At 57.7% G+C, this 13,582-nt stretch carries 8 protein-coding genes and 2 CRISPR repeat arrays (1 of these 10 running past the window's edge); of the genes, 1 reads left to right on the forward strand and 7 read right to left on the reverse strand.

The window, feature by feature from the left end; all coding sequences use genetic code 11:
- Positions 1-173 precede the first annotated feature (173 nt).
- The gene (locus tag AFK63_RS14770; protein ID WP_038864762.1) at positions 174-2,570 is read left to right on the forward strand and encodes a glucose/quinate/shikimate family membrane-bound PQQ-dependent dehydrogenase; all 2,397 of its coding nucleotides are present in this window, start codon (positions 174-176) and stop codon (positions 2,568-2,570) included.
- Positions 2,571-2,709: 139 nt separating this feature from the next.
- On the opposite strand, the gene cueO is transcribed toward AFK63_RS14770, so the two are convergent.
- The 7 genes from cueO to cas1f form a co-directional block, all read right to left on the reverse strand.
- The gene (gene cueO / locus AFK63_RS14775) at positions 2,710-4,272 is read right to left on the reverse strand and encodes a multicopper oxidase CueO (RefSeq protein WP_038864764.1); all 1,563 of its coding nucleotides are present in this window, start codon (positions 4,270-4,272) and stop codon (positions 2,710-2,712) included.
- A gap of 144 nt (positions 4,273-4,416) precedes the next feature.
- Positions 4,417-4,804: a CRISPR direct-repeat array (repeat unit 28 nt; unit sequence TTTCTAAGCTGCCTGCGCGGCAGTGAAC).
- 128 nt (positions 4,805-4,932) lie between these two features.
- Positions 4,933-5,487 (reverse strand): type I-F CRISPR-associated endoribonuclease Cas6/Csy4, encoded by a 555-nt coding sequence (gene cas6f / locus AFK63_RS14780; protein WP_038864766.1) that lies wholly within the window; start codon positions 5,485-5,487, stop codon positions 4,933-4,935.
- A gap of 9 nt (positions 5,488-5,496) precedes the next feature.
- Positions 5,497-6,495, reverse strand: coding sequence for a type I-F CRISPR-associated protein Csy3 (gene csy3 / locus AFK63_RS14785; RefSeq protein WP_038864768.1), 999 nt, complete (start codon positions 6,493-6,495; stop codon positions 5,497-5,499).
- A 14-nt stretch (positions 6,496-6,509) separates the two neighbouring features.
- Positions 6,510-7,466: a type I-F CRISPR-associated protein Csy2 gene (csy2, locus tag AFK63_RS14790; protein ID WP_038864770.1), complete on the reverse strand. Its 957-nt coding sequence runs from the start codon at positions 7,464-7,466 to the stop codon at positions 6,510-6,512.
- Positions 7,463-8,776 carry a type I-F CRISPR-associated protein Csy1 gene (gene csy1, locus AFK63_RS14795; protein WP_038864772.1) on the reverse strand — a complete coding sequence of 438 codons (1,314 nt, stop codon included), beginning with the start codon at positions 8,774-8,776 and terminating at the stop codon, positions 7,463-7,465. Before csy1 ends, csy2 begins: the two co-directional genes overlap by 4 nt.
- A 16-nt stretch (positions 8,777-8,792) precedes the next feature.
- Entirely contained in the window at positions 8,793-12,056 is a 3,264-nt protein-coding gene (gene cas3f, locus AFK63_RS14800; protein ID WP_038864774.1) for a type I-F CRISPR-associated helicase Cas3f, read from the reverse strand.
- Complete coding sequence (cas1f, locus tag AFK63_RS14805) at positions 12,053-13,036, reverse strand: type I-F CRISPR-associated endonuclease Cas1f (RefSeq protein ID WP_038864776.1); 984 nt, start codon at positions 13,034-13,036, stop codon at positions 12,053-12,055. The genes cas3f and cas1f overlap by 4 nt, the downstream gene beginning before the upstream one ends.
- A gap of 238 nt (positions 13,037-13,274) precedes the next feature.
- Positions 13,275-13,582: a CRISPR direct-repeat array (repeat unit 28 nt; unit sequence TTTCTAAGCTGCCTGTACGGCAGTGAAC) (it continues 2,426 nt past the right edge of the window).

Consider the following 13,582-nt stretch of genomic DNA (forward strand, 5'->3'; position numbering starts at 1 on the left):
AAAAATAAATCACCGATACCCGCCGCGGCTGCCGCCGGTAACGATTGAGAAGCGGGGCAGTATACCAGCAAAACGTCCTGACGGCAGAAAAGTGCGAAAAGCTCTTTTTGTGATTAAGATCACATATGTTAACAACTATAATAACTTGCTACTTAAAAATTAAGAGTGTGGTTATGGCAGAAACAAAAAAGACACAATCACGACTTCTCGTGATTCTCACAGCCCTGTTCGCAGCATTATCAGGGCTGTATTTATTGGTTGGTGGTATATGGCTGGTTTCAATCGGTGGTTCCTGGTACTACCCCATCGCAGGGGTGGGCATGCTGGCGACAGCATGGTTACTCTGGAAACGTAACGCCGCGGCGCTGTGGCTTTACGCCATTATCCTGCTTGGGACGATGGCCTGGGGCATCTGGGAAGTCGGCTTCGACTTCTGGGCGCTGACGCCGCGTTGCGACGTTCTGGTGTTCTTCGGCGTCTGGCTTATCCTGCCATTCGTCTGGCGTCGCCTCAGCACGCCGTCGCGCGCAGGCGTACCGGCGCTGCTGGTCTCGTTAATTATCACCGCCGGGCTCCTGTTCTGGGCGGGCTTTAACGATCCGCAGGAAATCAACGGCACGCTCAGCGCGGACAGCACGCCTGCCGCCGTGAACGGCAGCCAGAGCATTCCTGACGGCGACTGGCCGGCTTACGGGCGTAACCAGGAAGGTCAGCGTTACTCTCCGCTCAAGCAGATCAACACTGATAACGTTCATCAGCTCAAAGAAGCCTGGGTGTTCCGCACCGGCGACCTGAAGCTGCCGAACGATCCGGGTGAAATCACTAACGAAGTGACGCCGATTAAAGTGGGCGACACCCTTTTCCTTTGCACCGCGCATCAGCGTCTTTTCGCCGTGGATGCCGCGACAGGTAAAGAGAAATGGCACTTCGATCCGCAGCTGAATACGAACCCAACGTTCCAGCATGTCACCTGTCGCGGCGTGTCGTATCACGAAGCGACGACGGCGAATGCGAACCCGGACGTTGTCGCGGATTGCCCGCGTCGTATTATCCTGCCGGTGAATGATGGTCGTCTGTTTGCGGTGAATGCGGATAACGGCAAGCTGTGTGAAAGCTTCGCCAATAAAGGCATTCTGAACCTGCAAACCAACATGCCGGTCACGACGCCGGGCATGTATGAGCCGACCTCCCCGCCGATCGTCACCGATAAGGTGATTGTGATTGCGGGCGCGGTGACCGATAACTTCTCCACCCGTGAGCCGTCAGGCGTCATCCGTGGTTTTGATATCAACACCGGTAAACTGCTGTGGGCGTTCGATCCGGGTGCCAAAGACCCGAATGCGATCCCGGCGGATGAGCATCACTTTACGCCGAACTCCCCGAACTCCTGGGCGCCGGCGTCTTATGATGCGAAACTCGACATGGTCTACCTGCCGATGGGCGTTACCACTCCGGATATCTGGGGCGGCAACCGCACACCGGAGCAGGAGCGCTACGCGAGCTCTATCGTCGCGCTGAACGCCTCGACCGGTAAGCTGGTGTGGTCTTATCAGACCGTTCACCACGACCTGTGGGATATGGACCTGCCTGCGCAGCCGACCCTTGCCGACATTACCGTGAAAGGCGAAACCGTTCCGGTGATTTACGCACCGGCGAAAACCGGCAACATCTTTGTGCTGGATCGCCGCAACGGCAAGCTGGTTGTCCCGGCGCCGGAAAAACCGGTTCCGCAGGGTGCCGCGAAAGGCGACTACGTGACGCCGACGCAGCCGTTCTCTGAGCTCTCCTTCCGTCCGAGGAAAGATCTGAGCGGCGCGGATATGTGGGGCGCCACGATGTATGACCAGCTGGTCTGCCGCGTGATGTTCCACAGCCTGCGTTACGAAGGCATCTTCACCCCACCGTCTGAGCAGGGCACCCTGGTATTCCCGGGTAACCTGGGGATGTTCGAATGGGGCGGTCTGGCTATCGACCCGCACCGTCAGGTGGCGATTGCCAACCCGATGGCGCTGCCGTTCGTGTCCAAACTCATTCCGCGTGGGCCGGGCAACCCGATGGAGCAGCCGAAAGACGCGCAGGGCACCGGCAGTGAATCCGGTATCCAGCCGCAGTACGGCGTGCCTTACGGCGTGACCCTGAACCCGTTCCTCTCTCCGTTTGGTCTGCCGTGCAAGCAGCCGGCATGGGGTTATATCTCCGCGCTGGATCTGAAGACCAACGACGTAGTGTGGAAAAAACGCATCGGTACGCCGCGCGACAGCATGCCGTTCCCGATGCCGTTCCCGGTACCGTTTAACATGGGTATGCCGATGCTGGGTGGTCCTGTCACCACCGCCGGTAACGTGCTGTTCATCGGTGCGACTGCAGATAACTATCTGCGCGCATACAACGTGACCAACGGCGAGAAGCTGTGGGAAGCCCGCCTGCCGGCTGGCGGCCAGGCGACGCCGATGACCTATGAAGTGAACGGCAAGCAGTATGTCGTGATCTCCGCAGGCGGCCACGGCTCGTTCGGCACCAAAATGGGCGATTACATCGTCGCCTATGCTTTGCCGGATGATGCGAAGTAACCGCGTCGGATAATAAAAAGCCCCTCATCGAGGGGCTTTTTTTATGGGCGCGGATAGTGGAGCTGACGGGTGTTTTTACCAGGCGGTGTTGTAATTGAACAGCGCGCAGGTGCGCTGCGCTTACCCGCCATTCATCGCATCACGCCACCGTAAAACCTAACATCATCCCGGTGTCTTCATGCTCTAACAAATGGCAATGCGCCATATAGGCATGCTCCGCCGATGCCGCGTAATCAAAGCGCACCAACACTTCGCTGCGCGCGCCTTCTACCCACACTGTATCTTTCCATCCGGCGCGATGCGCGGCGGGCGGCTTGCCGTTCTCGGTCAGAATGCGGAACTGCGTGCCGTGGATATGGAACGGGTGCAACATCATGTCGCCCTCGCCAGAAACGGTCCAGCGCTCATATTTCCCCAGGGACGCCGCGAACGCGGGCGCGTTCATATCAAACGCTTTGCCGTTGATTTTATTGGCGTTGTGGAAATCAAACCTGTGCCCGCCGTGGCCCTTATCGCCGTGCGACATCTTGCCGTGGCCCATCTGGCTCATCATCTGCCCGTGCGGGTTGCCCGCCAGCGCCTGCTTGCCGTAGCGTTTTGTCAGCGCCTGCATCCCCATCATATCCAGCATCGGGTCCATCATTAATTGCAGCCAGCGCTCCTGGAGCCCGTCGAGCGCAGGCAGCGCCGGCACATCCACGAGTTTATCCGGCAGCGTGCCCGACGCGGGCACCACAACAGGCTGAATGCGCACCACCGGCTGCGGTTTATCAAATGGCGCGACGGTCATACCCATCTGCGTCACCGGTAGCGTCACGATATCGAAAGGCTTCGCGTCGCTGGTATCCACCAGCACCTCGAAACGCTCGCCCATCAGCATCGGCAGCTCAGTCACTTTCACCGGCTCCGCCAGCAGACCGCCGTCGCTGGCGATAACGTACAGCGGGCGATTGTCGCTCGCGGCAATTTTCAGCGTGCGCGCGTTACAGCCGTTCAGCAAACGCAGGCGCAGCCAGCCTTTCGGCGGCGTGTGCTGCGGATAAACGGCGCCGTTGCACAGCAAGGTATCGCCAAACCAGCCCACGGCAGCGGTCATCACATCCAGTTGATAGTCGACCTCGCCGTTAGCGGTAAATTTTTTATCCTGAATAATCAGCGGCACGTCGTCGACACCCCAGAGCTTCGGCAGCATCAACTGAAGGCTTTCGGTATCTTCAATCAGCACCAGCCCTGCCAGCCCCATCGCGACCTGATGCCCGGTTTTGCCATGCTGATGCGGGTGGAACCAGCACGTCGCGGCGCGCTGCTCCGGCGTAAAGCTTACGCTGCGGGTCTGCCCCGGCGCGATAACGCCCTGGGGGCCGCCATCCACTGCGCCCGGCACTTCCAGGCCATGCCAGTGCACCGTGGTCTCTTCGGCGAGGGTATTGCGGATATCGACATTCACCGGCTTCCCCTGGCGCAGCTTGATAGCCGGCCCGAGCAGCGAGCCGTTATAGCCCCAGGTGGTGACATTTTTCCCGGCGAACGCGGTTTTGCCCGCCTGCACCGTAAGCTGAATGCTGCTGCGGGCGTCGGGCGTCAATAGCGCCGGAATGGGCAGCGCCGGTTGCTCTGCGGCAAACGCGGCCCGGCTCCATGTCGGCAGCGCGCTTAACGCGCCCAGCGCGGCGGTGTACTTGATAAAATCTCGGCGTTGCATCTTCCAGTCCTTATCGTCAACGTGCACCCGTTGAGCTTAAACCCTCCCCTTGCGGGAAGGTCAAGTCTGGCGGAGCAGTATACGATTTGTGGCTGCCTGTACGGCAGTAAACGATCGCGGAGGGCGAAGCCCGGAGGCGTCAGTTTTCTAAGCTGCCTGCGCGGCAGTGAACGCCGCAACCGGCGAAATCACGGTATCCGGGCTTTTCTAAGCTGCCTGCGCGGCAGTGAACCAGATTTGATTGTAGAAGCGGCGGACTCTCACTTTCTAAGCTGCCTGCGCGGCAGTGAACATGCTGTTGAGCCTAAAACCGGGATTCCTGACTTTCTAAGCTGCCTGCGCGGCAGTGAACGATCAATACTTATCCAGCAGGGTAACCTTACTTTTCTAAGCTGCCTGCGCGGCAGTGAACGTGCTGTGGGTAGATAAGCGGCTGGCGGGTGATTTCTAAGCTACCTGCGCGGCAGTGAACTGGTCGTTGCCGCTGGGCGTGAGTGCGTAAGTTTTCTAAGCTACCTGCGCGGCAGTGAACTAACGCTGAAATAAATCAGTCCTTTGTTTTTAAAAGCCTGGTATGCATTTTGATGCCGTATACCCTTTTTTAGCGCCTCGCCAGCGCATGATAAAAATCAACAGGTTAGCGAGGCATTTTAAAAAAGGTCAGAACCAGGGAATCGTCGCGTTGGGGCTTAATCCATAACTGCTGAACACGCCGCTGACGGGCGCGGTCAGCAGCTCGCCGTGCTGGATAAAGATCCTGTAGTACTGGCCGCTGGAGAGACTTTTAACCTGAATCCACGGCAGAGAGGTCTGTTGCTCGTGTAAATCGCAGAGCCGTTGCCGCGCCGCTTCTTCCGTCAGCCAGCCTTTACGCACCGAGCGACGCATCAGGCGTTCGGGATTACTTTTCACCTGTACGCGCGAGACGGTCCGCCAGCCCTGCACCTGAGGCACGGGTAATATTGCGCTGCTCTGGCAGTAATCCTGTAACCCTGCCCGCCAGCGCGTGGCCTCTAATTCCGCCAGCGCCGGTTGCAGGCCATGCAGGCGTAGCCGGCCGCCAGGTTTGATACCGACATCCGGAAAACTCACGCCGATATCCCCTGTGCCGCGCGCGCCCAGCGCCCGATGGAGTTTGGCGAACAGCGCCGCCATCAGCGTTTCCTGCCTGAATTCCGGGTCCGGCAGGACCTGGATATCCTGATAATGATCCATCACCGCCCCTTATTCGGCTTTCTCACCGAAAACGCCACCGCGGATCAGTACCGCCATGACATAGTGTTGCTGATCGCCATCCGGCTTAACGCCTTTGGTCACCCAGTTATCCAGCAGGGTATAAAAATCCATTTTCTCTTTCGGCTGACGACAGGCGATCCCGCGGCTGGTGACAGAACCATAGGGCTCCACCGCAATTGCGCCGAGCTCGGCGACCTGCGGGTGCCAGGTATCGATAGTGCGTAACGCATTGCCGATTTTTTGTGAATGAATGCCCGCCACGCCATTAACCTGATAAAGCAGGCGGCTTTTGCTGCTGTTGCTGTCCAGCACTAACTCCTGAGAGGGGAATACCTCCTGCCCGGCGCCGAGCCGTACATAAGCCTCCACCGTCAGCAGTACAAAGCTTTCGCTGTTAAGCCCACGTTCAATTTCCTGCGCCAGTTCGTTCAGAGCCGCGTTTCGGGCGGTGAAATCCCGCTGCGAAAATTCATGGCAGTCAAAGCTCCATGTGTTGCTGCCCTTCACCACGACGCGCAGCTGCTCTGCGCCAACGCGGTTGCGCCAGAGAAAACGGCCATTCGCGAGGTTAGTGGCATAACGGTGCGCCAGCTCGCCAAAACCGTGCTCTTCGCCATACCCTTCAATCACCTCCTTCAGCGCGTCCTGATACGCCTGGTCGTTACAGACGGACGGCGTGGAAAGCCCACCTAATACGCGCAGCGTAAACACGATTTTCAGCGTATCGGTCTGCGCCGCAAGCGCCGCCACATCCACGCGCTGGAGGTTAGGTTTTTGTATGTCGGCATCAAGCTTAGCCGGATCGGTAGTTGCCGCGTTTTTCAGGCGGTTGGAGATGGTGCCGCGCACGGCTTTTTCCTGAATCTGGATCGGCTGCCAGTTAGCGCCCTCCCAGTTTCCGGCATACATCAGCGCATCAGAAACAGCGAGTTTGCGTTCAAAAGCCAGTACAGAAGCGGTTTTCAGAGAAGCAGAAGCCTTTGCCATAATTTCGTCCCTCATTATTCATAATTAAATGTGTCATCGTGACATTGCACGTCTTCACTCTGCGGCGTGCCGCAGCAGTAGTAACCGGTTTCGGTGATTCGGTAACGCCAGAAAAGATCGGCAAGCGTCTTTATGCGATGCAGGCCGCACCACTCGCCGATGCCATAGGCGGCCTCTACCCAGGCAAAGGGCGTTTTATCATCGCGGGCGTTCGCGACCTCGCCTGCCGGGTAGAGTTCAGAGAGGCGCTGATAGCCTGTCATCAGCGGCACCAGAAACCCCGGCGCCGGTTTTTCCACGTAGCGCCACTGCGCCGGGTCATCAGGCGTGGGCGCAGGGTTATCTTCTGACGCGGCGGCGGCTATCTTCAGTGCCGCGAAATCAAGCCAGGCATCCAGCAAAGTGGCCTGCGGCGTTTTCGCCATGAGAGCCTGATGATGTTCAGCGAGCAGAGGGCTGCGATCCAGCAGCGCAAAGCCGGGCAATAGCCGGTAAAGCAGACGCCGGGTATCGCCCTCCTCCTGTGGATAATCCATGACCTTAACGTCACGAAGCGCCACGATGCTGCCGCCTGCCAGTTTGTGCCTCTGGCAAAGCGTGTGCAGATGGTCTGCGAGCGCCGCCCTGCCCTGCTCGCCATTCGCTATCTCGCCGTGACATTCAAAGACCAGCGACACCGTAAGGTGCATCCGGCCTTCTTCATTAAAAGCCGCCGTTTTCCCTTCACGCGTGAGCGGGTTTCGGGTGAGAGCGAACTGATAGTCACGCCCCGAAGAGTAGGCATGAGCCTGATGCTCATGGCAAATCACCGCGCAGCCATCAAGCCGCACGCCGTGGCTGTCAGTAAGCCTGCGGGAGAGCGCATGCATATAACCCAGAAAGTGCGTTATGGCCGGAAATCCCCACGTTAACCCGGCAACGGTATTCGCGTTTTCCACGCGCAGGTGGGAAAGAAGGATTAGCGAGCTCATTTCAGCACCTCCTTGAGAATGGATTCCATTTCACGCAGGCGCTGGCGAAACAGCGGGCGGGAGCCCCAGAATGCTTTTTCAACCTTACCCACATCCGGTAACTGCTTGCTCAGGCGATAGTTCAACCAGCGCGCGAAGTCTTCCTCCACCGCTGCTTGCCAGTGGTCACTCTCTCGCTCCCGACAAAATGCCTCGTCCTGGCGAGCACGCCACGGATCCAGCCAGCACTGCTGATGCGCTACTAGCTTTACGCACTCCAGACTCCAGCCCTGCCACTCCGGGCGCTGTAACTCACTGGCCTGCGCAAAGAGCAGATCGATAAGTTCATCCACGTAACGATCGCGGGCCCGGCGGATGGCAAGGTTGGTGTGATCTTTAACGCCCACCAGCAGGTCAGCCAGACGTTGCACCGTACCGCTTGTCGCCCGATTAAATGCCTTGCCTGCGAAAATAGAAGATAAATAACGCGGCGGCTTTTCCTGCCGCTGCCAGAGCGGCGGACGAGCGCAAAGCAGCCATATCCGGCCCCCGCGACTGCTGTTTAATGAAGAGATATTTTGCGGTTTGGTGCCGCCGAAGTGCATCTCTGCGGTAGCAGGGAATAACGTCAGCGGCGTACTGTGCCAGCGCTGGGCTTTACGTGCGGCCCAGGCGGCTTTTACCTCCTCGCCGAAGCGATACGCCAGCATTTTCTGGTGCATCGCATGGGCCAGCGAAGACGCAAATAGCGGGCTCAGCAGGTGGTAGCCCTCACCCACCGGGAAATAGATCTGTTTCGCGAGCTTATGTGAAGCGGGCGCGCTTGTGGTTAACGCGCGGGAAAATCCCTCGACCCAGTGCTGTCGCTGCGCATCATCCTGCGCCAGCGCCTGTAGTGCGCTATAGTCGCCACGCTGTAAAGCCGCGAGCAGTGAATCGCCTTCTACCTCAGTTTGCAGAAGTTTGGCCACATCCAGCGCGGCTGCATTACCTACCGCATCTGCAGCGGGGTTTTCCAGAGACGCCGTACTTAAATAGCCATCGCCGTTTTTTGTGGTGCGGTAGACGCTGCTGCTTCTGGAATCGCCGTGAGTAAACTTGGCCGCATGGGTCACCAGGTTTATCTGGCTGGCCCGGCTGGCGGCATCCGTCAGCCAGTGACGGGTTTCATAACGGGTTTCCAGTTCACGCCGCTCCTGTAACAGCGTGGCCTCGTCACGCTCTCCTGCCGCCAGGCGCTTAGCGGCATCTTTATCAAATTGCTCAAGCTTCGATTGCCGTCGCGTCGCGATGTAGTCGGCAATAAAAGCGGCCAGTGCTCCTTGTGACATACCTGCTCCTTTGGATTTATTTGAGTGTCTTAAACACCCCTAAAAATGGGTGATACTGCCATTCGCTTATCGCGTCATCATTACTGACAGGCAGACGAATTTCGCTAAAGCGCTCGCAAACCACCGTCAGTTCCATCTCCATCCGCTCCGCCAGCCGCAATAAAATGTCCTGATAGTCGGTATGCAGCCAGGGCATAACGCCGTCGGCAAATGCCACCGGTTGCCCGGTAAAAGAAGAACGTTTCCAGTCCACGCCGTTTTCCGAACGGTGTACAAACACCGGTTCGTCATCATCTTCCTCCATACGCAGATAAAAGGCGGCGTCGGGGCCGGAATCCCGAAACGGCGTGCGCCGCTGGCACTCGCCATTCCATGACACATTTTTGCGCCACCAGGACGAAGCCGGGAAATTATCCTTCTGAGGCTTGCCCAGTAACGCCTCGTACAGGCGCACATGTTCAAGCTCCACCAACGATGAAAAATCGCGTTTGCCATGTGGAAAAGGCACTGGCGCAAGGATGCGTGGAATGGCGTTGATCGCGCGGTATTGCGGTTCGGTAAGCAACTCGCTCAGCCGGTGGCTGTGGAGCCGAAAGAGAGATGTTTCAAAACCCGGCTTGTGAAAAACAGGCTGCTTTTTACGTAATGCGCGGATGTTGTACTCCAGTATCACCAGATTTTCTGTCTCCGGCGTTTGCTGGCGATGACGCTGAATACGCCCGGCGAACTGGATAAGCGAGCGCATGGAGCTCGGTTCAGTAATGCCCCAGTCAGCGTCCCAGTCCCGGCCGACTTCACAAACCGATGTCGCCAGCACGACAAAAAGATGGTGTTGCGCCGGATGAGACTGCATCGCGTTGTCAATTTCCGGCAACCGCCACAGCGGCTTATTGCCGCTGCGGTCAAAAGCGCTATCCAGATGATTTTCGATATAAGAGCGTACCGCCAGCGGATGATGGCTGTGGTAAACACAGTAGTGGATGCAGACGTTTTCGGGCGAAGGGAGCGCCGCCAGCGCCAGCGCAATGGCAACCAACGGATCGATGTTGGCAAAGCGCACCAGCCCCAGCGACGCCTGTTTGCCGGAAGGGTGCTGAACATGATGCTGCTGATGCAGCGCCAGTATTTCCCGTTGCAGCGTGCGCGCAACGGCCTCAACCACCACAGCAGCTTGTGACGACTCTGCTTCTATCGCGGCAATGCGGGCCCGACAAAGAACGGGCTTTTCTTTTAGCTTCCCGGCGCGCTTCGCCACGAACTCCGCGTGTGTCGTATGGAACGTTTGCGGGTCGGCGATTTCTTCAGCCATCGCGCCATATTCATCAAACCACGCGCAACAGATGTTGACTGGTAAACCGGGTTCGCCGCACGCCTGTTGATAGTGTTTTCTGCCGTTGTAGTACGCCGCATAAAGGGCCTGAACCAGCGCTGGCGGCAGCGTAGCGGAAGAGAGCAACACGCGTGAGCCGAGCATTCCTGCCCAGTTGACCAGCCGACAAACCGCAGGCAAGTCCGCAATATCAAAATCATCAGGCTCATCCAGCACCAGGTCACTGGTCAGCAGGCGCAGCATCGCGGGGATCTGCTTGCCGCCCCGCACGCCTTCGGTGGCAGGCATGAGGTGATCGATGGTCGCCACCAGCACCGGCGCGCTGAGCAGTTTGTTGAGCCGTTCATCGCCCGAAAGCCAGTGACGCAGCGGTCCGCTTTCCATTGCGCCCTCGAAATGAACATACTGGTGAGCATCGAAAAAGGCCTCCTGCGAGGCGCTGTCTTTATCCGCATCCTGTCCGGCAAGCAACTGCTGATGTAACTGTCGCACGGCCTGCGAACCAATCATGACGGCTAAATCATCGTCCTGAAGATGGAGCCTTTCCCGCAATGCCTCACCGGTTTGCAGCGTCAGCGTTCTCAGGCCCAGCGCGACCGTAAAACGGCATCCCTCCTGCTCTTCAGACAGCGCATACATAATGCGCGCGTTGGCAAATGTTTTACCGCAGCCGGTCGATGCCATATTGATGCCGAAAAACCCCTGTGAACGGCTGCGCTCGCGAAGCCCTTCGGCGATATCCCAGGCCCGATTCTGCCAGCTGAAGCGGCCCTCTCTGGCGCGCTCCCTGAACCCTTTATGGCGGCCGATCGCAGGCAGCGTCCGGCGCGCCCAGGGCATTGATCTTCCCAGCAGCAGCGCGTTATGCGCCACGCCCACGTTATGTTCATCCAGCTTTTGCTTAAGCGTGCCGGTGGCTCTGTCACTGTTGGCCCAGGCGGCGTAATCAGCATCCTGCCAGCGCGAATACGCCGCGCTGGCGGAGTAGTGATGGTCGGCCAGCATCAGCGCAAGCCTTGCCATATGCAGCGTAAAAAGCTGATGCATATTGCCGAACCCGAACAACGATGCCGCGTTGAGCGCCCGCCTGGCGATTTGTCTTGCTTTATCGCGCCACTGGGCGCTTTGCAACGGCGTACCGTGTGGGAACTGCCACACAGCGTTAACCTGCTGCGGGGTCCACTCGCGACACTGCGCGTTGAGCGAATTCCAGTCGGCGTTAAGCTGTCGTACCAGCCAGCCGTCGGCCTCTTCCAGTTCAGGCCTGTGATTTTTGAGAAAGCACTGCGGTAAACGGTGGTGCGAGAGGATCAACCAGGCGACGGCCTGCGCCAGCGGTGGCAGCCCGACAAAAGGGCTGCCGGAATCGCCCGGCACGTCGGTCTTCAGCCTTTCCAGCCAGCGCGTTTCGTCCGTGGCTTCAAGTACGCCCAGCGCCGCCAGCCATTCCCGGTCGGACTGTTGCCCGACAAACGCCTGGAACAGACGAACCGAAATCCATTCGTGGCGGTAAGGCTGAAAAGTGAGCGAGGACTTCCCCGAAAGCGTCTGCTGAAAAAGCGTGTTTGCTTTACCGAAATCGTGAAACAGCCCGGCGATCGCGGCTAAAAGCGCCATCGCTTCGGCGCTGTGCCAGCTATGCTCCTGCCCGCGACGAACAATATCCCGTGCGGTACGGTTAGTCGGAACGCAGCCCTGTGCACTGAACCGCCGCAGATTTCCCACAATCCACATCAGCTCTGTCTCGCCGCCTTTTTTAAGCCAGTGGCACGCGACAGCGGTATTGCGCCGGGCCGTTTTACGCAGTAAACGCCGCAGCGTGTTTAACCCTTCAAGCGTAATCACCGTTTGCCAGGCGCCATCGCCTTTACGTTCGGCAAATTGATCGAGAATGCGGCAGCTCTCTTCTCTGGCGCGCTTCGTACATTGCGAAATCAACAGCACGTTCATCTGGCTTTACCGCCCAGTTCGCAGGCGGTTTCCTGCAGGGTGTTAATCATGAGATCCAGCGCATCTGCCTGCTGAAAACCGGTGATGCAGCGCTGACGGAAAGCCTGCTCATCATCCCCCGTCATCGCCGCGATAAACGCCTGCGGCATGACCAGCGCGTCTTTAATCAGGTCGGCAATATCAAAAACCAGGCCGCCGCGCCGGGTTTTACCATGCATCACCGCGAGCCCGTGCGGCAGTCCGGTGACCCAGGCGGCAACAGCGGCGAGCCCGTAGGCGAGATAATTACCATGATCGAGAAAACGGTTGGCCGCGTCCGTTCCACCGCCGCGTTTGGCGCGAGTGAAATCACCGTATTTCACCGTCTGGCTCACCAGTTTATAGAGCGCCTTCGTCAGTTGCGCTTCCTGAAGCATCAGCGTGTTATGCGTATCGGCTTGCGCCATTTGCGTCTGTGCTTTTGAAAGCAGCGCCAGCAGAGGTTCTTCCATCAGGGGAAAGTGAGGTTCACGCCGCATACGACTGCTGAGCCAGTGACGCTCAATGTTTTGCAGCCGGACTTGCTGAAAGCGTTTTGCCGCCGCCAGGCGCAGCGCGTCATCAAACCAGAACGCGACCCAGTTTTGCAGATATTCAGTAGGCCGATATTCGCTTTGCGGCGCAAGCCAGGAAACCTCAATCTCTCTTTCATTCCCGGAATAAAGCGGTGAGCCGCCACCACCACAAAAACCCACCATCACGCCCGCCCGGGCGAATTCCCGCATAGCCGCCTGTGTGACCGATGTCCCGGTGCCGAGCATCACCACCGTGGTATTGGCAATGGGGATATTCCAGTAAAGCGACTCTTTCCCTTCATCGGTGACATATTCCACCCGGCCGCCATTAACCAGAACCCGGCAGTATTGCAGATAATAAATATTGGCGCGCTTTGAATGGAGAATCGTTTTTAAATCAGACGGCGTGACAGAATTTCGGTCCATCTTATAATTCCGTTATATAATTACCGAGGAAGTATCACAGAGAGATATAAATAACGCGTTATTATGTGATTAATTAAGGCACCATATCGTGACATCCTTTTAATTTTTAAAATATATCAGCCCAAATACACGGTCGTCATGCACTCCGCCACGTCAAAGGGCACGAATAAATAAAGAATTTTATTTATTAATCTTTAGGTATGGGCTTTTGCCGTCGATGATGGCATTAAAAATGGCATTTTTTAACTGCCTGTACGGTAGTGAACAACGGCGCGGGCGGTGCTGCGAGGTACGGTGCTTTCTAAGCTGCCTGTACGGCAGTGAACAGCAGTTATCCCGGAGGGCAACGAGCCTGACTTTTCTAAGCTGCCTGTACGGCAGTGAACTACGCGGTCTGGGGGGATGCCGTAGCGCCCGATTTCTAAGCTGCCTGTACGGCAGTGAACGTGCAGCACCTCGTCGTCTTCCTCGTCTGTCGTTTCTAAGCTGCCTGTACGGCAGTGAACGGGCGCGCGAGCTACGGCCACAATTAATTGGATTTCTAAG

Origin of the sequence: Cronobacter muytjensii ATCC 51329 (assembly GCF_001277195.1) — a bacterium.
Taxonomy (GTDB): domain Bacteria; phylum Pseudomonadota; class Gammaproteobacteria; order Enterobacterales; family Enterobacteriaceae; genus Cronobacter; species Cronobacter muytjensii.

Coding starts and splice junctions, on each gene's coding strand:
- AFK63_RS14770 (WP_038864762.1), top strand. CDS start 174: ATGGCAGAAACAAAAAAGACACAATCACGACTTCTCGTGATTCTCACA.
- cueO (WP_038864764.1), bottom strand. CDS start 4,272: ATGCAACGCCGAGATTTTATCAAGTACACCGCCGCGCTGGGCGCGTTA.
- cas6f (WP_038864766.1), bottom strand. CDS start 5,487: ATGGATCATTATCAGGATATCCAGGTCCTGCCGGACCCGGAATTCAGG.
- csy3 (WP_038864768.1), bottom strand. CDS start 6,495: ATGGCAAAGGCTTCTGCTTCTCTGAAAACCGCTTCTGTACTGGCTTTT.
- csy2 (WP_038864770.1), bottom strand. CDS start 7,466: ATGAGCTCGCTAATCCTTCTTTCCCACCTGCGCGTGGAAAACGCGAAT.
- csy1 (WP_038864772.1), bottom strand. CDS start 8,776: ATGTCACAAGGAGCACTGGCCGCTTTTATTGCCGACTACATCGCGACG.
- cas3f (WP_038864774.1), bottom strand. CDS start 12,056: ATGAACGTGCTGTTGATTTCGCAATGTACGAAGCGCGCCAGAGAAGAG.
- cas1f (WP_038864776.1), bottom strand. CDS start 13,036: ATGGACCGAAATTCTGTCACGCCGTCTGATTTAAAAACGATTCTCCAT.